Origin of the sequence: Streptosporangium sp. NPDC049078 (assembly GCF_040648855.1) — a bacterium.
Taxonomy (GTDB): Bacteria; Actinomycetota; Actinomycetes; order Streptosporangiales; family Streptosporangiaceae; genus Streptosporangium.
The window spans coordinates 68,389-88,534 of sequence record NZ_JBEZEL010000021.1; the positions used below are offsets into that span (position 1 = coordinate 68,389).

Genomic DNA, 20,146 nt, shown 5'->3' on the forward strand with positions numbered 1-20,146 from the left:
CTACGCCGAACCGAACCTCACACCGCGGTGGCGCGTACCTGACGGTGCGCGCGTTCCCTGCGAACGGAGAACCTCCCCATGACATCCGACGTCGACATCCCGCCCGCGGCCGACCCGGCCGACCCGGCCGGTCCGTCCCCGGCCCCCGCAGCCAGGGTGCCCTCCACCTGGGCGACGCTGCGCTCGCTCCTGCTCCGCCTGCACTTCTACGCCGGAATCCTCGTCGCCCCCTTCCTGCTGGTGGCGGCGACGACCGGCCTGCTGTACGCCGCCTCCTTCCAGCTGGAGAACATCGTCCACTCCAAGGAGCTGACGACCTCAGTACCGGCCGGGCAGCAGCGACTGCCCCTCGCCCAGCAGGTCACCGCCGCCACCGCGGCGCATCCCGAGGGGACCCTCGCGCTCGTACGGACCTATGACGAGCCGGACGCGACGACCCAGGTGCTGCTCGACGTGCCCGGCCTTCCGGAGAGCACCCGCCTCGCGGTCTTCGTCGACCCGTACAACGGCGAGGTCCGCGGCGCGCTGGAGAGCTACGGCAGCTCGGGCGCCCTGCCCGTGCGAACCTGGATCTCCCAGCTCCACCGTCACCTGCACCTGGGCGAGCCGGGACGTATATACAGCGAGATGGCCGCCAGCTGGCTGTGGCTGGTCGGGGTGGGCGGCCTGGTGCTGTGGCTCACCCGCCGTCGCCGCGCCGGACAGCGGCTGCGGCGCGTCGTCGCTCCAGAACGCGGCGCCCGCGGCCTGCGCAAGACCCTCTCCTGGCACGGCTCGGTCGGCACGTGGGCGCTGATCGGCCTGCTCGCCCTCTCGGCGACCGGTCTGACCTGGTCGAAGTACGCGGGAGCCAACATCGACGTGCTGCAGACCTCGATCGGCTGGTCCACCCCGTCGCTGCCCGTCTCCGGCGGCCACGGCGACCACGGCGGCCACGCCGCCGGGCAGGAGGCGGGCGCCGCGCCGGTAGCCGACGCCGACCAGGTCGTCCAGGCGGCGGCGGGCAAGGGCCTGTCGGGACCCCTGGAGATCGTCTGGCCCGCCGAGTCCGGCAAGCCGTACGTCGTCAAGGAGGCGGACCGCCTCTGGCCGCAGCGCAACGACCAGGTGGCGGTCGACGCCGCCACCGGCCAGGTGAGCGCCGAGCTGCGCTTCGCCGACTTCCCCATCGGGGCCAAGCTGACCCGCTGGGGCATCGACGTGCACATGGGGGTGCTGTTCGGCCTGGTCAACCAGATCGTCCTCGCCGTGCTCGCGATCTCGCTGATCTCGGTCATCGTGTGGGGCTACCGCATGTGGTGGCTGCGCCGCCCGACCCGCGGTTTCGGCGCACCCTACGCGCGCGGCGGCCTGCGGCGGCTGCCCCTCGCCGTCGCCCTGCCCCTGGCGGCCGTGGCGATCGCGGTGGGCGTGTTCCTCCCGCTGCTCGGCATCTCGCTGCTCGCGTTCCTCGTGATCGACGTCGTCCTGGGCAGGATCGCGGCGTCGCGGGCGGGGAAGGCCGAAGTCGGCGAGTCCAGTGAGTCCGGAGCCGGAATCCCCGGCTGAGGACACGGCGAAGACCTTCCAGGACCCGGACCGGCCGAGAGCGGACGCCTCGGCCGGGACCGGCTCGGCCGGCGGGGGTGCGGCGTGGGGCGCACGCCGCACCCCCGCCCCCGGTCAGTCGGGGTGGTGCTGGTGCTGCAGGTAGGCGGCGGTCTCGGGGTTGGCGGGGAAGTACGCCTCGATGGCGAGCTCGGCGACGGTGATGTCGAGCGGGGTGCCGAACGTGGCCATGGTGCTGAAGAAGGCGAGCTCCCGGTAGCCGCGGCGCAGCCGCAGGGGGATCACGATGTCACCGGGGCCGGGGCGGTCTATCTCCGGCTCCGGCTGGTCGCAGGGATAGTCGTCGAGCTCCTTCCAGAGCGCCGCGAGGTCGGGGTCGGCGGTGAGGCTCATCTGGCGGCGGAGCCGGTGCAGGAGGTGGGCCCGCCACTCGCCCAGGTTGATGATCCGCTGAGCCATGCCCTTGGGGTGCAGGCTCAGCCGCATCACGTTGACCGGGGGGACGAGCAGCTCCGGCGCGACCCCGCGCAGCAGCAGCCCGGTCGCGGCGTTGCGGTCGATGAGGTTCCAGTGCTGGTCGACGACGACCGCGGGGTACGGTTCGTGCCCGCTCAGCACCTGCCCCAGCGCCTCCCGTACGGACGCCATGTGCGGCGAGGTGAGCGGCGTCTCCGAGTAGAGCGGCGCGAAGCCGCCGGAGAGCAGCAGGTGGTTGCGCTCGCGAAGGGGGAGTTCCAGCTCCTCCGCGAGGCGCAGGATCATGTCCCTGCTCGGTTTGGACCTTCCGGTCTCCACGAAGCTCAGATGCCGGGTGGAGATGTCCGCCTGGATCGAGAGGTCCAGCTGGCTCATACGCCGGCGCTCCCGCCACTGGCGCAGGAGCTCACCTACCGGCCGGGACGCGCTGGTGGTGGTCATGAAGGTCACGATAACCGGGAGAGTGCGGTGAAACCATTACCGCATGCGTAACGCACATCATGATGTCCAGGACCTGAAGCCGAGGCTGACGTTATCTGATCGACGACGGCACGATCGTGGTCCAAGTGATCACCATCCAGCACCGATCGGACGCCTACCGATCCCGCTGAGAGGTGATTTCGGTCGGTGGTCGCCCTGGTCCCGGGTTCCCCTGGGCATATGGACCCCGACCTGATCAGCGTCTGAAGGGCGGCCCTCAGTGGTGTGAAGGCCGCCCCTTGAAGAGGCGTCAGCGGTGGCGGACCTTGGTGGTGAGGCGGTTGAGGATGCGGTCCCACTCGGTGCCGAAGGGGTTGTCCTGGACGAGGTAGGTCCAGGTGGCGGTGGGACGCTTGAGGCCCGCGCCCTCCAGGTCCAGGCCGTCGGCGGTCACCGTCGCGGTCTCGAAGGTCTCGACCGAGCGTGACTCGATCTCGGCCAGCAGCCGCTGGTAGGCGGGGACGGCGTCCTTGTGGAACTCGTCGATCGGGTTGAGCCGCCCGAGGACCCGCAGGTGGATGCCCTCTCGCAGCTCTCCCAGGTAGGCCAGGTGCTCGGCCCAGCCGCGGTCGAGGTGGAAGAGCACGATCTGGCGGGCCGCCTCGTGCAGCACGTCCTCCTCGACGCTCTCGCGAAGCTCCGCCCACCGCTCGGGGGCCGCGGCGGCGAGGGCGTCACCGGCCACCCGCTCGCGCAGGACCCGGTCGCGGCGCTCCAGCAGCTGGCCGCGCTGGCGCTCCAGCAGGCGGGTGTAGCGCCAGGTGTTGCGGTGGATCTCCATGTTGACGCCCTCGGCGACCCGCTGGGCGTGGCCCACCAGGGAGTGCTCGGGCACGCCCTTGGCGTACTCGTCGGCGACGTAGTGGGCGATCAGCTCGTCCTCGCCGCTGACGTAGAAGACCGAGCCGCCGGGGTCGCCCTGGCGGCCCGCGCGCCCGCGGAGCTGGTCGTCCAGGCGGCTGCTGGTGTGGCGGCCCGAGCCGATGACGTACAGGCCGCCGAGCTCGTCGACGCCCTCGCCGAGGCGGATGTCGGTGCCGCGTCCGGCCATCTGGGTGGAGACGGTGAGCGCGCCGCGCTCCCCGGCGCGGGAGATGATGGCCGCCTCCTCGGCGTCGTTCTTGGCGTTGAGGACCACGCACTCCAGCCCGCGCCCGCTCAGGGTGAGCGCGAGGCGCTCGGACTCGGCCACGTCCATGGTGCCGATCAGGATGGGCCGTCCGGTGGCGTGCACCTCGACGATCTCCTCGACCAGCGCGAGGTCCTTCTCCATCCGGTACTCGAAGAGCCGGTCGGGCTCGTCGGTGCGCACGCACGGCCGGTTGGAGGGGATCACGGCCACCTTGAGGTCGTAGAACTCCCGCAGCTGGTCGCCGACCGCGACCGCGGTGCCGGTCATGCCGCACTTCTCCGGATAGCGGGTGATCAGCGCCTGGACGGTGATCGAGTCGAGGATCTCACCGGTCTCCGAGGGCGAGAGCGCCTCTTTGGCCTCCACCGCCGCCTGCAGTCCGTCGGGCCAGCGCTGCAGCAGCGCGACCCGGCCCCGCGAGGGGTTGATGAGGTGCACCTTGCCGTCGCGGACGATGTAGTCGACGTCCTTGGTCAGCAGGGCGTGCGCGTGCAGGGCGAGGTTCACCTCGGTCAGCGTGGCCGGGGTGTCGTAGAGATCGAGGCCGAGCGCCTGCTCGACGGTGTCGATGCCCTTGCTCGTGAGGTGGACGTTGCGCGCCTGGTCGTCGAGCTCGTAGTGGTAGCCCTTGACCAGCTGCCTGACCAGCACGGCCATCTCCGGAACCGCGTCGCCGGGGTCGGCGGCACCGGCGAGCACCAGCGGCACCCGGGCCTCGTCGACGAGCACGGAGTCGGCCTCGTCGATCACCGCCACGGCCGGCGCGGGCACGATCAGGTCGTCCACGGAGGTGCTCAGCCGGTCGCGCAGCACGTCGAAACCGATCTCGCTCACCGAGCCGTACGTCACGTCCGCCGCGTAGGCCGCCCGGCGCTCGGCGGGCGTGGAGTTCTGCCCGATCCAGCCGCTGGAGACGCCGAGCGCCTCGTACAGCGGGCCCATCCACTCGGCGTCACGCTGGGCGAGGTAGTCGTTGACCGAGATGACGTGGACGCGCTTGCCCTGCAGGGCGTATCCGGCGGCGGCCATCGCACCGGACAGGGTCTTGCCCTCGCCGGTCGCCATCTCCGCGACGTTTCCCGACAGCATCGCCAGCATGCCGACCAGCTGCACGTCGTAGGGGCGCAGGTCGAGCGTACGGCGCGCGGCCTCCCGCACGATCGCGCAGAACTCGGGGAGGTCGTCGACCGAGGGCGCGGGCAGCTCGTCGAGCGCGCGGATCCGCTCCTCACGGGTCCCCGCCTCGGCGACGACCCGCTCGAACTTCGAGAGGTCGATGGTGCCGGGGCGTTCCAGGAAACGCCGGAAGAGCTGGGTAATCGAGGCCACGTTCCCTCCAACGCCCGGTTCCGGGCTCGCGTTCCGTCTCTTCGCACATTGTGGTGCAAAGATCGGCCGTTCAGGATCGCGGTGCGTCCGCCAAACTTTCGGGGCACCGGCGACTTGTCACGCTTTAGCATGATAAGTCGGACGCGATTTTAGCCAATACGCCCCAATAAAAGGCGAGCCTTCCGGGTGACCCAGGGCCCAGGACCCAGGGGCCGGGATGCCACGGGACGGCCCAGGAGCCGGGTGGCCGGGGCCCGCGAGGGGCCCATGCGGATTCGTCAGGATGACCTGGGGCGTCGCGAGGTCTCCCACGGATCTGTCGGGACGGCCCGGGGCGCCGCGAGGGTCCCCGTACGAATTCCTCGTACGGGGACCCTCACCGACCTTTACGCGGCTACACCGACGCGATCACCCCTCTCCTTCAGGGCGAGCAGGGCGACCGCGCCGAGCAGCAGGGCGCTCCCGCACACCGCCGCCGGAGTGAGCCGCTCGCCGAGCAGCAGGATCCCCAGGATCGCCGCGCCCACCGGCTCCACGAGGGAGATCACGGCGGCCGTCGTGGCGCGTACCGCGACGAGACCGGTGAAGAAGAGCCCGTAGGCCAGGGCCGTCGGGACCGTACCCAGATAGACGACGACCGCCCAGGAGGCGAGTGGGTCACCCGAGGGCAGCAGACCCTGGGCGAGCGCGACGGGAAGCAGACAGAGCCCGCCGACGACGAAGCCACCCATCGCGGTGACGTACGGCTCGTCGGTGGAGGCCCGGTTGAGCAGGGTCACCCCCGCGTACCCGGCCGCCGACAGCAGCGCCCAGCCGATACCGGCCGCGGAGAACGTCGCCGACCCGCCGTCGAGCGTGAGCATGGCCAGGCCGGTCAGGGCGATCACGGCCGCGCCCAGTCCCGTGGCGCTCAGACGTTCGCCCAGCAGCAGAAACCCGCCCGCGGCCACCAGGACGGGGGTGGCGCCTATCGTGACCACGGTCGCCACGGCCAGGCCCGATTCGGCGATCGCCGCGAAGTAGGCCGTCTGGTAGACGGCCATCGCCACGCCGGTGACCAGGATCCGCCGGAGCATCGAGCCCCGCCGGGCGTGACGGGCCCGCCGAAGGACGGAGAACGGTCCGGTACGTCGGGTTTCTTGGGCGGCCTGGTTCCAGGTGGTGGTGGTGAGTGGTCGGGGCTGTCGGGTTTCCTCGGCGGCCGGGTTGCATCGGGTGGGACGGCCTCGCCGGTCGGTGATGAGCGGTTCGGTGGGACGGGTCCGGGGGGTGGTGGCGAGCGGTTCGGTGCGTTGGGTTTTTCCGGGGGTCCGGTTCCATCGGGTGGGACGGTTTCGCCGGATGGTGGTGGACGTTTCGGCGGTCCCGGCCCTGCCGAGGCCGAACAGGGACCTGGCCAGCAGGAGCACGGCCGCTCCGGCGGCGAACCGCCAGAAGGAGACGGCGACGGGGCCGAGCCCGCCCGTCTGGTGGAGCAGCGCGCCGGCCGCGCCGCCGGTGCCCCAGGCGGTCGCCGCGATGGACACGTACAGCAGGCCCCGCCGTACGGAGACATGCGTCATGGAGATCTCTCCAGATGAGGTGGTCGTCGTCAGGTCGCACGTATGCGGACGGCAAGCACCCACCGGACCACTCGGGTCCGGTCGTCAGGAGAGAAAGGCCGCCCGCTAGAGGGCGGGGGGCGGGGAAATGATCGGAAGCACGGGGTAACCCTAGTCAGGTGCCCTGCGCGGCGGCCACCGCTTATGGGCCGCTGCCCTTCACACAGGTCACTGCTCATGGGACAGATGCCCTTTACGAGGGGCTCCCCTGTGGGACAGATGCCCTTTGCGAGGGTCTCACCCGTGGGACAGGCGCCCCTCGCGGCGGCGACCGCTCACGGGCCGGGCGCCTGTCACGGCGGGCATCACCTGTGGACCGGATCCTCCTCGCAGCGTTCCCCGCTTACGGATCAGGTGCCCTCACGGCGGTCACCACACGGATGGAGATGTCCTGGCAAACGTGACAGCGGTTGACAGGTATGGGCGAGACGATCGCTCCATGACCGCAAAAGCGCAATTCATCGCCGTGACCATCGACTGTGCCGAGCCCAGGCGGCTCGCCGAGTTCTACGCGGCCGTTTTCGGTTACGAGGTTCGGTACGCGGAGGACACCTACGCCGGCATCGGCGACGACACGATGAGCATCCACTTCCAGCAGAATCTCGACCGCAAGCCGTCCACGTGGCCCGGTCCCGACAAGCAGTTCCACCTGGACGTCCGCGTCTCCGACCTGGAGGAGGCCGTCAGGGACTACCTGGAGCTCGGAGCCACCCGCCCCGACTTCCAGCCGGGCGAGGGAAAGTGGGTCGTGCTCGCCGACCCCGAGGGGCACCTGTTCTGCGTCTGCCCGCCGAGCGGTCAGTGACCACCACAGACAGGATCTCGTGCAAGTCGGCGAAATTCCCTACCCGTTCGCCGGGCGCTCTAAGCTTGCGGGGTGACCCGTGATTCGCTTCTTTCTGGATGCCTTGTCCGTTGTGTGGGGTGGCGATGACCTGGGTCGGGATATCCATCGCCCTGGTCGGGGCGCTGGGCTACGCCCTGGGGGCCGCGCTCCAGCAGTTCGAGGCGGTCTCCGAGGGCGCCTCGCTGAGACTGATGAGGCGGCCCCGCTGGTGGATCGGCGGCATCGTCGGTTTCACCGGGGCGTCCCTGCACGCCGTCGCCCTCAGCTTCGCGCCGCTCATCATGGTGCAGCCGATCAGTGTGCTGACGCTGGTGTTCGCGGTACCGCTGGCGGCGATGCTGCACGGCAGGCGCCCGCACAGGGCGGAGCTCGTCGGTTCGGGCGCGGTGGCCGTCGGACTGCTCGGGCTGCTGCTGCTGGTCCCCGTGCACCCGGTGAAACCGCACATGACGAACTCGGAGGCGCTGGGTTTCCTCGGCTGCGTCGGGCTGGTCGTGCTCGTGACCCATCTGGTGGGGCGGAGGATGACCGGCCAGGCCCACGCGCTCGTGCTGTCGGTCGCGGCGGGGGCCGTGACGGCGAGCGTCTCCACCTTCGTACGGGTGGTGGGCGGCGGCTTCGACGGTGACCTGCGCACGCTGCTCAACTGGTTCACGCTCGCCATCCCCGTGCTGCTCGTCTGCGCGGTCGTGCTGCTGCAGAAGACCTACGAGGTGGGCTACTTCGGCATGTCCTACGCCGCGGTCCAGATCGTCGACCCGATCGTCTCCATCCTCGCGGGGGCGCTCCTGCTCGACGAGGCGGTGCCCAGCGGCTGGCTGAACGTGATCCCCGCCCTTCTCGCCGCCGCGCTGCTCGTCTGGGGGACGATCACCCTGGGGCGGCTCTCCCCCGACCGGGGGGTTCCCGCCGCGGTGCGCGAGAAGGCGGGCGTCGTTTAGCGGGCGTCGTCCGTACGGGTTTCCGCCAGGCGGCTTTCTCGCGTTCGCACGGTTTCCGCCGGGCGGTTCTCTCGCGTTCGTGCGGGTCCCGGAGGTTCTCCGGTGATTTTCCCGGGAGAAACGGTCACGCGGAGGGCGGTGTCCAGCCGAACACCTCGTCCATCGGGCCGTTCACGCTTGAGGGGGCGAGCCGCCAGCTGAGCGCCGTCATCGTGTCGCGCAGCCGCACGGCCAGCGGGCCGCGCATCCGGGTGACGCGGCAGATCGCGGCGGACCGGGCCACGATCTTGGACGTACGCTCCAGCCGTGCGGCGGTGTAACCGGCCAAGAGGTCACCCTCACCGTTTCCGCCGGCCGCTCCGTCGTTCCCCGTGTCTCCGTCGTGCGCTCCACGGCTCCTACCCGTCGCCCTGGCGTTCCCGCCCGTCGTCGCGCGGCTCTCACCCACCGGTACGGCGTTCGCTCCGGTGCCGCCGGTGAACCCCTCGCCGTCGCCGACCACGTGGGCCAGCACCACCGCGTCCTCGATCGCCTGGCAGGCGCCCTGACCCAGGTTGGGAGTCATGGCGTGCGCGGCGTCGCCCAGCAGGGCGACCCTGCCCCGGTGCATGGCGGGCAGGGGGGTGGCGAGGTAGCGGATGTCGTTTCTCAGGACCTTCTCCGATGAGGCCGCGGCGAGCAGCTCGGGGATAGGGGAGTGCCAGTCGCCGAACAGGCGTCGCAGCTCGGCCAGCTGGTCTCCACCGCCGCCGCCCGCGGGGACGGTGTCGGTGGCGTAGCAGTAGGACGTGCCGCCGGCCAGTGGCATCACGCCGAAGACCCTGCCGCGCCCCCAGCTCTCGTACGCCTCACCGGGGGCGCCCGCGGCGGGGATGAGCACCCGCCAGCTGGTGACGCCCGCGTAGCGAGGGGCCGGGTGGCCGGGAAACAGCGCCGGCCTGACGGCGGAGTTGATGCCGTCGGCCGCCACCACCAGGTCCGCCTCCACCTGCTCGCCGGGGAGAGTCACCACACCGCTCTCCGCGTCGATCCCCGAGACCCTGGCGTTCAGCCGAACCGTGCCGGGGGTGAGGCGGGAGAAGAGCATGGCGATCAGGTCCGCGCGGCGCAGCAGCACCACGGAGTCGCCGCCGTGGCGCGCGGAGGCGGCCTCCGCGCTCGTCTTCACCAGCCATCTGCCGTCGGAGCGCCGGATGCCGCCGCTGCCCTGGACCACCGACAGCTCGCGGATCTCGTCACCGGCCCCGACCGTGTCGAGCGCCTTGAGCGCGTTGGCGGCGACGGCCAGTCCCGAGCCGACCGACTCCAGGGCCGCCGCCCGCTCGAACACCGTCACGTCCCAGCCCCGCCGCTGCAACGCCACCGCCGCCGCCAGTCCGCCGATGCCCGCTCCGATGACCGCCGCACGCGCCATGACCCTCTCCTTTACTACGAATGTAGTGAATATTACTACGCCTGTAGTTGGACTACAAATGTAGTATCGAGGGGTGAAGTCCCAGCGTGCCGAGCTCGTCGCCGATACCGCCATCGACCTGCTCGCCGACCGTGGAATGCGCGGTCTGACCCATCGAGCCGTGGACGAGGCGGCGGGACTGCCGCCGGGATCGACCTCCAACCTGGCCCGCACCCGGTCCGCGCTCCTGGAGCTGACCCTCGCGCGCCTCACCCAGCTGGAGTCCACCGCGTTCGCGGCGGCCCCCGCGCCCCCCGGGGCGGACATGGTCGAAGCCCTCGCCGAGATGACGGCCCAGGCGCTCTGGACACAGCTGACGGTCGGCCGCCGGCAGACGATCGCCCGCTACGAGCTGGCCTTCGAGGCCAACCGCAGACCGGAGCTGCGCACGATCTACGACAGGGCCGGTGAGCGCTTCCGCGACCTCGCGGTCGCGATCCTCTCCGCCGCGGGGTCGTCCGACCCGGTACGGCACGGGCGCCAGTTCGTCGCCTTCGGCGAGGGGGTGATGTTCGACGTGCTCATCGGCGCCGGAGCCGAACCGGCCCTGGACGACCTCCGGCTGGGGGTGCGGGAGTTCCTGCGCGGCATGCTCGGTGAGGGAGCCGCATAGGCGCGGGGGCGCGGTTCAGCGGGGCAGGCCGGTGAGGCGGGCGCGGAGGTACGGTTCAGCCGGGCAGGCCGGTGAGGCGGGCGCGGTGGGCGGGCCACTCGTCGTCGAGGATGCTGAAATAGGCGGTGTCGCGCCAGGTGCCGTCGGTGCGACGACGCTGGCGGCGCAGGACGCCCTCGGGGACGCCGCCGATGCGCATGATCGCGTTCTGCGAGCGGACGTTCAGGTTGTCGGTCTTGAGCTGCACCCGGTTCACGCCCAGCTTGTCGAAGGCGTGGTCGATCAGCAGCACCTTGCACTCGGTGTTCACCGCGGAGCGCCACACCGACCTGCCGTACCAGGTCCAGCCGATCTCGATGCTGTCGGCGTACCCGGGGGTGTCGATGTAGGTGGTCCAGCCGACCGCGCGGCCGGTCTCCCGCAGGATCACCGCGAACGGCACGTGGTCCGGCGTCCCGGCCAGCCGCACGGCGATCTCCGCCAGTGCGGCCTCGGTGCGCGGGGTCGGGGCGGGCATCCAGCGCCACACCTCGTCGTCACCGCCACCGGCCAGGAACAGGTCGGGCACGTGGTCGCCGGTCAGCGGCTCCAGCCGTACGTTCTCGCCTTCGAGGGTGACGGGCGCGGGCATCTTCGCGGTCATGGGGACGACCCTAGAACCCGCAGTGGACCTGTCCGAAGGTCCACTTAAGGGGTGTTTCCGGGGACCACTCCGCGCTCAAGGTGTGCGAGCCTGCGGCCCGCCGCGCAATCCTCGATGAGCAGCGTGAGACGTCTCTCCCTCGTCTCGGGCCGCTTCGCGGTGGTCACCCAGTGCAGCGCGGTCTTGCGGTAACCGGGCGGCCGGCTCTGGAACCACTCCCACGCCGCGCTCTCCGCACGGAAGCGGCGCTCCTGCTCCTCGTCCAGCGTGGCGGTCTCGGCCTGCTCGTGGGAGTAGATCACCGAGTTGTCCTCGGTGCGCCGCTCGAAGGCGAGCAGCCCCGCCGGACGCATAAGACCGCGCTCGGTCAGCTCGGCGACCTTGGCGATGTTGACCGCGCTCCACGTACTGCGCGCCTTGCGCGGGGTGAAGCGGATGCTGTAGCTCTCGGCGTCGATGCCTTTGCGTACGCCGTCGATCCAGCCGAAGCACAGGGCCTGCTCGACGGACTGGGGCCAGGTGAGCCCCGGGCGGCCTGAGCCCTTCTTGGGGAATCCCACCAGCAGTTCCGCCTCGGTCTCGTGGTGTGCCTCCAGCCAGGCGCGGAACTCCTCGGGGGTGGCGAAGAAGACGGGGTCCATGGGGTTCAAGGGTAGGGGGTGTGTCGACAGGCATACCGTCCGGTCGGTACTCTCGCGGGAGACTGTGAGGAGGGTCCATGGATTTCGCGTTCGACGCCAAGACCGAGGAGCTGCGGGGACGGCTGCTCGGTTTCATGGACGAGTGTGTGTATCCGGCGGAGGAGGCGTTCGAGGCCCAGGCCGCCGAGAGCGGGTGGGCCAGCCCGCCGCTGATGGAGGATCTCAAGGAGGAGGCGCGCAGGCGGGGCCTGTGGAACCTCTTCCTGCCCGGTGAGCACGGCGCGGGCCTGACCAACCTGCAGTACGCGCCGCTGGCCGAGATCATGGGCCGCTCGCCGAAGATCGCTCCCACCGCGACCAACTGCGCCGCCCCCGACACCGGCAACATGGAGGTCCTCTCCATGTTCGGCAACGAGTGGCAGCGCAAGGAGTGGCTGGAGCCGCTGCTGCGCGGCGAGATCCGGTCGGCGTTCGCGATGACCGAGCCCGACACCGCCTCCTCCGACGCCACCAACATCGCGCTGTCGATCGTGCGGGACGGCTCGGAGTACGTCGTCAACGGCCGCAAGTGGTTCGCCTCCGGCGCGATGAACCCCAAGTGCGCGATCTTCATCGTGATGGGCAAGACCGACCCCGAGGCGTCCTCGCACCGGCAGCAGTCGATGATCCTGATGCCGCGCGACACGCCCGGCATGCACATCAAGCGCGGCATGCACGTCTTCGGCTACTCCGACTCCGACCACGGCGGGCACGCCGAGATCGTGTTCGAGGACGCCAGGGTGCCGGTCGACAACCTGATCGGCGAGGAGGGCGGCGGCTTCGCGATCGCCCAGGCACGCCTCGGACCCGGCCGTATCCACCACTGCATGCGGCTCATCGGGATGGCCGAGCGGGCCGTCGAGATGATGTGCCTCCGGACCCTGTCGCGGAGCACGTTCGGCAAGCCGATCGCCCAGCAGGGTGTCGTCCAGGACTGGATCGCCGAGTCACGGGTGAGGATCGAGCAGCTCCGCCTCCTCGTGCTGAAGACCGCCTGGCTGATGGACACCGTGGGCAACCGGGGCGCCCACGCGGAGATCCAGGCCATCAAGATCGCCACACCGCGCGATGTGGAGTGGATCCTGGACAAGGCCGTCCAGGCCCACGGCGCCGGAGGCGTGAGTCAGGACTTCCCGCTGGCCGCGCTCTGGGCCGGAGCGCGCTCGCTGAGGCTGGCCGACGGCCCGGACGAGGTCCACAAGCGCTCCCTCGCCTACCGGGAGCTCAAGAAGCACATGTGACCGGCGCCGCCCGTCGGCCGTCCCGCACGCCAGGGGCGGTGGGTGGTGTCTCCGAGCTGGGGAGAGCACGAACCGACGCGGATCGGCGGGCGGTGCGAGGCGTTCCAAGGCCGGGCGTGGGGTGCGGGAACGGCCGGGTGTGGGATGCGCGAACCGACGTGGGTCGGCCAAGATTGACGCGGGTCGACGGAGATCGACGAAGGGAGCCGTTCGTGGCGCTGGACGAGAAGGCGGTGAGGGAGCGCGCCGCCGCGTTCCTGGCCGGGCACGACCCCGCCGGGGATCGGCTGGAGTTCCTGAGAGCCAGGTTCGACGCCGGACTCGCCTGGGTGCACTTCCCCGAAGGGCTCGGCGGGCTCGGAGCCGCACGTGAGCTGCAGAACGTGGTGGAGCGCGAACTGGAGGGGACACCGCAGCTCGATCTCGGGGTGCAGACGATCGGGCTGGGGATGGCGGCGCCCACGATCCTGACGTTCGGCACCGACGAGCAGCGCGCGCGGTTCCTGCGTCCGCTGTGGACGGGCGAGGAGATCTGGTGCCAGCTCTTCAGCGAGCCCGGTGCCGGTTCCGACCTGGCCACGCTCGGCACCCGCGCGGTGCGGGACGGCGACGAGTGGGTGGTGGACGGGCAGAAGGTGTGGACCTCCGGCGCCCACCACGCCCGGTGGGCGATCCTGGTCGCCAGGACCGACGTGGACGTGCCCAAGCACCGGGGACTCACGTACTTCGTGTGCGACATGCACGCCCCCGGGGTCGAGGTGAGGCCGTTGCGGCAGATCACCGGCGAGGCCGAGTTCAACGAGGTCTTCCTCACCGGCGTACGGCTCGGTGACGATCTGCGGCTGGGGGAGGTCGGCGACGGCTGGCGGGTCGCGCAGACCACGCTGATGAACGAGCGGGTCGCGATCGGCGGCGCGCCGGTCCGGCGGGGCGGCGGCATGGTCGGCCTGGTCACCGAGACCTGGCGCTCCCGGCCCGAGCTGCGCACCCACGACCTGCACCAGCGGCTGCTGCGACTGTGGGTGGAGGCGGAGGTGACGCGCCTGGCCGGGACGCGCCTGCGCGAACAGCTCTCCGCCGGGCAGCCGGGGCCCGAGGGCTCCGGCATGAAGCTCGCCTTCGCCGACCTCAACCAGGCCCTCTCAGGGCTGGACGTGGAACTGCGCGGCGAGGAGGGCCTGGTCTACGACGACTGGACCTTCCGGCGCTCCGACACCGTCGACTTCTTCGGCAGGGGGCCCGGATACCGCTACCTCCGCGCCAAGGGCAACTCCATCGAGGGCGGCACCTCGGAGATCCTGCGCAACATCATCGCCGAGCGCGTGCTCGGCCTCCCCTCGGAGCCCCGTGTCGACAAGGACGTGCCCTGGAAGGATCTTCCGCGATGACGGGAACGGGCTCGGCGCGGTGAGCGGAGCGGGTCGCGTGGTGCATGAGGAGCGGTGAGCGGTTGTGACGGGAGTGAACCCGGCGCGGTGAGCGGAACGGGTCGCGAGGTACGAGTGGTCCGCGTGGCGAATGAGGAGTGGTGAGCTGTGACGCTGCTGTACACCGAGGTCGAGGAGGAGCTGCGCGCCTCCGTGCGGGATCTTCTCGCGGACCGCTGCGGGGCCGCCGCCGTGTTGAGGCGGGTCGAGTCCGGGACGCCGTACGACATGGACCTGTGGAAGACGCTGTCGCGGGAGATCGGGGTCGCGGGCCTGCTCGTGCCCGAGATCTACGGCGGGGCGGGGGCGTCGGCGCGGGAGGTCGCGGTGGTGCTGGAGGAGCTGGGGCGGGCGGTGGCGCCGCTGCCGTTCCTCACCGGTTCTGTGCTCGCGACCAAGGCCCTGCTGCAGGTCGGCGAGGAGGATCTGATCCAGAAGCTCGCCTCGGGGGAGACGACGGCGGCGCTCGCGGTGTCGCTGGCGGCTTCGCCGTACCGGCCGCTGCCGGAGACCGTCACCGCGGACGGGGGGATCCTGAACGGCGAGGTGAGGGCGGTGGCGGGCGCGGAGGTGGCGGACGTGCTGCTCGTGCCCGTCGGAACGGCGCTCTACCAGGTGGAGGCGGCGGATGTCCGGATCGAGGTGGTGCCGTCGCTCGACCTGACGCGTCCGGTCGCCACCGTCACGTTCTCCGACACTCCCGCCGGTGAGGCGATCGGCCGGCTCGACGTGCGGCGGGTGCTGGGCTTCGGCGCGGGGCTGCTCGCGTCGGAGCAGCTCGGGGTCGCCGAATGGTGCCTGAGCACGACGCTCGCCTACATCAAGGAGCGCCGGCAGTTCGCCCGCCCGGTGGGGTCCTTCCAGGCGATCAAGCACCGGATGGCCGATCTCTGGCTGGACGTGGTGCGCGCCCGCGCCGCCGCGAGGAACGCGGCCGTCCTGCTCGCCACGGACCCGGGACTGTCCGGTGGGCAGGAGGCGGTCCGGGATCGCGAGCCGGCGGTGGCGGTGGCCGCGTCGTGGTGCTCGGAGGTGGCGGTGCGGGTCGCGGAGGAGAGCGTGCAGCTGCACGGCGGGATCGGGATGACCTGGGAGCACCCCCTGCACCTCTATCTCAAGCGCGCCAAGTCCACCGAGGTCGCGCTCGGCACTCCCGGTGCCCACCGGGACGCCCTGGCGGCTCTCGCGGACCTGCCCGCGCCGGTCTGACCGGAGGTCAGGCGGGGAGCGCCTGCCGATCCGGGCGCAGCGAGGTGAGCAGCAGGTCGGCGAAGTGCGCCCCCAGCTCGGGGCCGGAGAGCGCGCCCTCCGCGCTGTACCAGGTGCCCAGGTGGTGGACGGAGCCGAAGAAGAAGTCGACGACGATGTCGGCGGGGATGTCGCTCCTGAAGGTGCCCTCGCGCTGCCCCTCGGTGACCAGGTCGCGGAAGCGCTCGTGATAGCGGCGCCGCTCGGCGCGTACGACCTTGCTGGTGTCGGGTGCGAGCAGGTGCATCGAGCGGAAAAAGATCTTGAAGTCGTCCAGGTTGTCGACCGTGGTCGTCACGACGTCCGCGGCGGCGGAGTACAGGCGCTCGGACACCGGCCCCGGGCCGTCGGCGAAGTGCGTCAGACGCTCCATCTGCAGGCGCAGCACCCGCCCGTAGATCTCGTGGAGCAGGTCATCCTTTGAGTCGAAATAGTGGTACATGGCGCCCTTGGTGACGCCGGCCGCCGAGACGACCTCCTGCACCGACGTGCTCTCGAAGCCCTGCTCGGCGAACAGGCGGGTGGCCTCGCTGAGCAGGCGTTGTCGTACCGGCTCCTGGTCCTGAGTCATGCGTCCCCCATGGTGTGGTGTGGGAAAGCATACCGACTGGTCGGTTACGTCGCCGGTGACTGGCGAATACGTGTTACTTGCGTCACCTTCGCGGCCCAGGGATGGCTGGAGCCCCCGGTTGGGTATTTCATAGTCTAAGGATCTTCAATGTGGCAGGTCCCCCCACCCTTCTCCTTGCCGACCGTTTCAGCCATGGGGGTTCGCTATGCCGGGCGGATCTATCTACGTGACGCCGGTTGACCAGGTCCACGGCCTGTCGCCGCAGGTCATGTACGAGCAGTTCTGGATCAAGGAAGTCGTCCACCGCAGGAAGGTACGCGCGGTCAAGGCCGCGGCGGGCCTGGTGGTGGGCGTCGCGCTCGCCTACCGGTTCGGCCTGTCCCCGGTGATCCTCGGTCTGCTGGGCGGCCTGCTCGTCGCGGGCGCGGACACGTACTGGACCTGGAGGCAGTACGACGCCACCGCCGTCTGGCGCGGCAAGCGCAGAGGCGAGACCATCACCGCCAGGCTGCTCCGCCGCAAGCTGCGCAGGGCGGGCTACCAGATCCTCGAAGGCCGGGCGATCCCCGGAAAGGCCTCGGTCGACCACCTCGTCATCGGCCCCGGTGGCGTCTGGGTGGTGGACAACGAGGCGTGGGACCCCGACACCGAGATCGCCCGCTACGGCGAGCGGTTGTTCCTGGGTGAGAAGTACGGCACGAAGGTGGCCAAGGCGCTTGTGGAGGTCGCCGATTCGCTGGCCGAGGTGCTCTCCCGCGAGTCGGGCATCCCCGTCACCATCGAACCCCTCATCGCCGTGCACGGCGGGGAGATCAGGCGGTCGGTCACCGCGGAGGGGATCACCCTTCTCAAGCCCCGCCTCGTCTCGCGCTGGATCCTGCAGGGTCCCCGGGCCGATTTCGACGAGGCCCAGGTCGAGGTCCTGGCCAGGACCGCGGCCCGGGTGCTGCGCCGGATGAGCTGAGCGCGCCCGGCTCGTTCTCCGGACGAGGTCCTGAGTGCGTCCGGCCTCTTCGGACAGGGGCCTCAGCGTGCCCGGCCCGTTCTTCGCGCAAGGTCCTCAGCGCGTCCGGTTCGTTCTTCGCACAAGGTCTTCAGCGTGCCCGGCCCGTTCGTCAGACGAGGTCCTCGATGAAGGCCGCGAGCTGCTCGACGTTCCGGCACTCGTGCATCGGCACGATCCCGCCGTACGCCGTCGCCAGCGAGTCGCCGCTGTCCCACTGGTTGGTCGGCTCCGGATTGAGCCAGTAGGAGTGCCGGGCGCCGTCGGCCAGGCGGCGCAGCGTCTCCAGCGCGGGCGGCCGGTAGTTGGACCGGGCGTCACCCAGGATCAGCAGGGACGTCTTCGGCCCGACGGCGTCGCCGTATCGCTCGGCGAACACCTCCAGCGCGTGGCCGTAGTCGGTCCGGCCGAACCGCACCATGTCGGCCTCCCGCGTGAGCCGGGTCATCGCCTCCACCACATCCGCGCCCGGCACGAAGAACCGGGTGATCTCGTCCACGGTGTCCACGAACCCGAACGCGCGCACCTTGGTGAACTGCTCGCGCAGCGCGTACGTGAGCAGCAGGGTGAAGTGCGCGAAGGAGGCGACCGAGTCGCTGGTGTCGCAGAGGACGACCAGCTCGGGCTTGTGCGGCCGGCGCGGCCTGTTGAAGGTGGTCAGCGGCACCCCGCCGCTGGACAGCGAGGCCCGTACGGTCCTGCGGAAGTCGAGGCGGCCACGGTGGCCGAGCCGGTGCTTGACCGTGAGCCGGGCGGCGAGGCGGCGGGCGAGCGGATGCACCTCCCGGCGGAGCCTCGCCAGGTCGGCCTTGGTGATCCGCAGGAAGTCGAGCCGCTCGAGCGGAGGGCGTACGGAGGCGCGGGCGATCCGCTCGATCCCGGAGTCCTCGGCGATCCGGCGGCGCACCTCCCCTGAGACGGCCTCCTTGAAGCGCTCGGTGTTCTCGGTGATCCGCTGCCGGGCCACCTTCTCGGCGAGCCCGCCGCGCTCCCGGCCCGCGAGGACCTCGGCGAGCAGCCGCGCCATGAGCGTCTCGGGGGAGAGCGCCCGCATCACCGGGTAGGAGAACCAGTTCTGCCTGCCGGGACCGGCGGGCACGCGGCCGAAACGCTCCACCATCGCGCGTACGAACTCGTTCATGCCCTCGGCGCCCAGCAGCAGCTCCGCCAGCCGGTCGCGCAGCTCGGGAACCTCGGCGCTCTCCGGGGCCGGCAGGCCGGGCTCGGCCTCGCGCGGCGCCTGCAAGCCGGTCGTCGAGGCGGGGAACCACAGGTCGAACAGCGTGTCGAAGCCCGGCCGGTGCGAGGGCCGCTTGACCAGCGTCGCGGCGTACGCGGCCCGCAGCGACTCCCGTTCGGTCAGGTCGATCACCTCCAGCGCCCTGGCCGCGTCCAGCCCCTCGGCCGGCGACACCGGCAACCCGGCCTCGCGCAGCGCGTGCACGAACCCCACATGCCGGTCGAGCAGGCTCACCCTCGGCCCCTCCCCATGCGGTTCCCGGCGCCCTTCACAGGGCGAGCTCTTTGCGGGCGCGCGTCTGGTCGGAGGCGTGCTTGAGGACGACGCCGAGGGTCGCCCCGATCGCCTCCTCGTCCAGCTCGGTCCTGCCCAGCGCGAGCAGGGTGTTGGCCCAGTCGATCGTCTCGGCGATCGAGGGCGACTTCTTCAGCTCCAGGGCGCGCAGGGTGGCGACCGTGCGGGCGAGCTGCTCGGCGAGGCTCGCCTCGATCGCGGGCACCTGGGCCAGCACGATGTCGCGCTCGCGTTCCGGCGTCGGATACTCCAGGTGCAGATAGAGACAGCGCCGCTTCAGCGCCTCGGAGAGCTCGCGGGTCGCGTTCGAGGTCAGCACCACGTACGGCTTCCGTACGGCGGTGATCGTGCCGAGTTCGGGGATCGTCACCTGGTAGTCGGACAGGATCTCCAGCAGCAGTCCCTCCACCTCGACGTCGGCCTTGTCGATCTCGTCGATCAGCAGGACCGTCGGCGTCTCCGAGCGGATCGCCGCGAGCAGCGGCCGCTCCAGCAGGAACTCCTCGGTGAAGATGTCGTCATGCGTGGCGTCCCAGTCCTCACCCTGACCGGCCTGGATGCGTAGCAGTTGCTTCTTGTAGTTCCACTCGTACAGCGCTCTGGCCTCGTCCAGCCCTTCGTAGCACTGCAGCCTGACGAGCCGGGCGCCGGTCGTCGTCGCCACGGCCTTGGCCAGCTGGGTCTTGCCCACCCCCGCGGGCCCCTCGGTGAGCAGTGGTTTGCCGAGTGCGCCCGCCAGGAAGACCGAGGTCGAGATGGAGTCGTCGGGGAGGTAGTCGGCGGCGTCGAGCCGCTCTCCGGCGTCGCTCGGTGAGGCGAACCACATGTGTGCTCCCAGGACAGGACCGAATGTTGTTCTACCTTAACCGGTGATCATCGTCGGCCGCCGTCCGCCCTCGGCCGGCGGCCGTCACGATTTCAACGCCACGCCCGATGTGCGCTATTGTTCAAGGGCTTCAAGCGCCGCTAGCTCAGTTGGTTAGAGCAGCTGACTCTTAATCAGCGGGTCCGGGGTTCGAGTCCCTGGCGGCGCACAATACATCCGAACAGCGCGTCCCCTGATCACAGGGGACGCGCTGTTCGGGTTTTGAGCGTCCTATTCGTCAGGGTTTGCCTCCCGATGTTGGCTCCATGCTGGCTTGAACGCCGCCGTCCCGGCAAGAACGATCACCCTGCCTTGCCACAACAGCCATGATCACCATCGGGCTTTAGCGACCTCTGATCGCCCATCTCCATGGGCCTTACTTTCGGCAAGCAGAAGCTTCGGACGGTCGACATAAGACACCCTGTCTCCGGGGGGGCTCATGGCGGCTACGGCCACAGTCCGTGGCCGATCTTCGTCCCTACTTGCGCGTCTCGCCTCCGCCGCCGACCTGAT

17 protein-coding genes and 1 tRNA gene are annotated in these 20,146 nt (G+C 70.6%); 9 read left to right on the plus strand and 9 right to left on the minus strand.

Annotated elements, in window-relative coordinates; genetic code table 11:
- Nucleotides 1–78 precede the first annotated feature (78 nt).
- Entirely contained in the window at nucleotides 79–1,548 is a 1,470-nt protein-coding gene (locus AB0B90_RS31545; RefSeq protein ID WP_350945145.1) for a PepSY-associated TM helix domain-containing protein, read from the plus strand.
- 114 nt (nucleotides 1,549–1,662) lie between these two features.
- On the opposite strand, the gene AB0B90_RS31550 is transcribed toward AB0B90_RS31545, so the two are convergent.
- The 3 genes from AB0B90_RS31550 to AB0B90_RS31560 form a co-directional block, all read right to left on the minus strand.
- Nucleotides 1,663–2,466 carry a helix-turn-helix transcriptional regulator gene (locus AB0B90_RS31550; RefSeq protein WP_350945146.1) on the minus strand — a complete coding sequence of 268 codons (804 nt, stop codon included), beginning with the start codon at nucleotides 2,464–2,466 and terminating at the stop codon, nucleotides 1,663–1,665.
- A 289-nt stretch (nucleotides 2,467–2,755) separates the two neighbouring features.
- Nucleotides 2,756–4,957 (minus strand): accessory Sec system translocase SecA2, encoded by a 2,202-nt coding sequence (secA2, locus tag AB0B90_RS31555; protein WP_350945389.1) that lies wholly within the window; start codon nucleotides 4,955–4,957, stop codon nucleotides 2,756–2,758.
- A 395-nt stretch (nucleotides 4,958–5,352) separates the two neighbouring features.
- On the minus strand, nucleotides 5,353–6,528 hold the full coding sequence (locus AB0B90_RS31560; RefSeq protein WP_362926118.1) for an EamA family transporter: 1,176 nt from the start codon (nucleotides 6,526–6,528) through the stop codon (nucleotides 5,353–5,355).
- A 478-nt stretch (nucleotides 6,529–7,006) separates the two neighbouring features.
- Here AB0B90_RS31560 and AB0B90_RS31565 point away from each other — a divergent pair, with 478 nt between their 5' ends.
- Entirely contained in the window at nucleotides 7,007–7,372 is a 366-nt protein-coding gene (locus AB0B90_RS31565; RefSeq protein ID WP_350945148.1) for a VOC family protein, read from the plus strand.
- Nucleotides 7,373–7,497: 125 nt separating this feature from the next.
- Complete coding sequence (locus tag AB0B90_RS31570; protein WP_362926119.1) at nucleotides 7,498–8,355, plus strand: DMT family transporter; 858 nt, start codon at nucleotides 7,498–7,500, stop codon at nucleotides 8,353–8,355.
- 124 nt (nucleotides 8,356–8,479) lie between these two features.
- Here the strand turns inward: AB0B90_RS31570 and AB0B90_RS31575 are convergent, their stop codons facing one another.
- Nucleotides 8,480–9,769, minus strand: coding sequence for an FAD-dependent monooxygenase (locus AB0B90_RS31575; RefSeq protein WP_362926120.1), 1,290 nt, complete (start codon nucleotides 9,767–9,769; stop codon nucleotides 8,480–8,482).
- 73 nt (nucleotides 9,770–9,842) lie between these two features.
- On the opposite strand from AB0B90_RS31575, the gene AB0B90_RS31580 reads away from it, so the two are divergent.
- On the plus strand, nucleotides 9,843–10,421 hold the full coding sequence (locus AB0B90_RS31580) for a TetR/AcrR family transcriptional regulator (RefSeq protein ID WP_350945152.1): 579 nt from the start codon (nucleotides 9,843–9,845) through the stop codon (nucleotides 10,419–10,421).
- 55 nt (nucleotides 10,422–10,476) lie between these two features.
- On the opposite strand, the gene AB0B90_RS31585 is transcribed toward AB0B90_RS31580, so the two are convergent.
- On the minus strand, nucleotides 10,477–11,064 hold the full coding sequence (locus AB0B90_RS31585; protein WP_350945153.1) for a GNAT family protein: 588 nt from the start codon (nucleotides 11,062–11,064) through the stop codon (nucleotides 10,477–10,479).
- Between the two features lie 44 nt (nucleotides 11,065–11,108).
- Complete coding sequence (locus AB0B90_RS31590) at nucleotides 11,109–11,705, minus strand: YdeI/OmpD-associated family protein (protein WP_362926121.1); 597 nt, start codon at nucleotides 11,703–11,705, stop codon at nucleotides 11,109–11,111.
- A 77-nt stretch (nucleotides 11,706–11,782) separates the two neighbouring features.
- On the opposite strand from AB0B90_RS31590, the gene AB0B90_RS31595 reads away from it, so the two are divergent.
- The 3 genes from AB0B90_RS31595 to AB0B90_RS31605 all read left to right on the plus strand — a co-directional run bounded on the left by AB0B90_RS31595 (nucleotide 11,783) and on the right by AB0B90_RS31605 (nucleotide 15,621).
- Entirely contained in the window at nucleotides 11,783–12,985 is a 1,203-nt protein-coding gene (locus tag AB0B90_RS31595) for an acyl-CoA dehydrogenase family protein (protein WP_350945156.1), read from the plus strand.
- Between the two features lie 218 nt (nucleotides 12,986–13,203).
- The gene (locus AB0B90_RS31600) at nucleotides 13,204–14,373 is read left to right on the plus strand and encodes an acyl-CoA dehydrogenase family protein (RefSeq protein WP_362901864.1); all 1,170 of its coding nucleotides are present in this window, start codon (nucleotides 13,204–13,206) and stop codon (nucleotides 14,371–14,373) included.
- Nucleotides 14,374–14,520: 147 nt separating this feature from the next.
- Nucleotides 14,521–15,621, plus strand: a complete 1,101-nt coding sequence (locus AB0B90_RS31605; protein ID WP_362926122.1) for an acyl-CoA dehydrogenase family protein — start codon at nucleotides 14,521–14,523, stop codon at nucleotides 15,619–15,621.
- Nucleotides 15,622–15,628: 7 nt separating this feature from the next.
- On the opposite strand, the gene AB0B90_RS31610 is transcribed toward AB0B90_RS31605, so the two are convergent.
- The gene (locus tag AB0B90_RS31610; protein ID WP_350945161.1) at nucleotides 15,629–16,231 is read right to left on the minus strand and encodes a TetR/AcrR family transcriptional regulator; all 603 of its coding nucleotides are present in this window, start codon (nucleotides 16,229–16,231) and stop codon (nucleotides 15,629–15,631) included.
- Nucleotides 16,232–16,457: 226 nt separating this feature from the next.
- Between AB0B90_RS31610 and AB0B90_RS31615 the strand changes: the two genes are divergently transcribed.
- On the plus strand, nucleotides 16,458–17,195 hold the full coding sequence (locus AB0B90_RS31615; protein ID WP_350945162.1) for an NERD domain-containing protein: 738 nt from the start codon (nucleotides 16,458–16,460) through the stop codon (nucleotides 17,193–17,195).
- Between the two features lie 151 nt (nucleotides 17,196–17,346).
- Here the strand turns inward: AB0B90_RS31615 and AB0B90_RS31620 are convergent, their stop codons facing one another.
- The gene (locus tag AB0B90_RS31620; protein ID WP_362926123.1) at nucleotides 17,347–18,708 is read right to left on the minus strand and encodes a VWA domain-containing protein; all 1,362 of its coding nucleotides are present in this window, start codon (nucleotides 18,706–18,708) and stop codon (nucleotides 17,347–17,349) included.
- 34 nt (nucleotides 18,709–18,742) lie between these two features.
- Nucleotides 18,743–19,594: a MoxR family ATPase gene (locus tag AB0B90_RS31625; protein ID WP_350945166.1), complete on the minus strand. Its 852-nt coding sequence runs from the start codon at nucleotides 19,592–19,594 to the stop codon at nucleotides 18,743–18,745.
- A 134-nt stretch (nucleotides 19,595–19,728) separates the two neighbouring features.
- On the opposite strand from AB0B90_RS31625, the gene AB0B90_RS31630 reads away from it, so the two are divergent.
- Nucleotides 19,729–19,802, plus strand: a tRNA-Lys gene (locus AB0B90_RS31630).
- Nucleotides 19,803–20,146 lie beyond the last annotated feature (344 nt).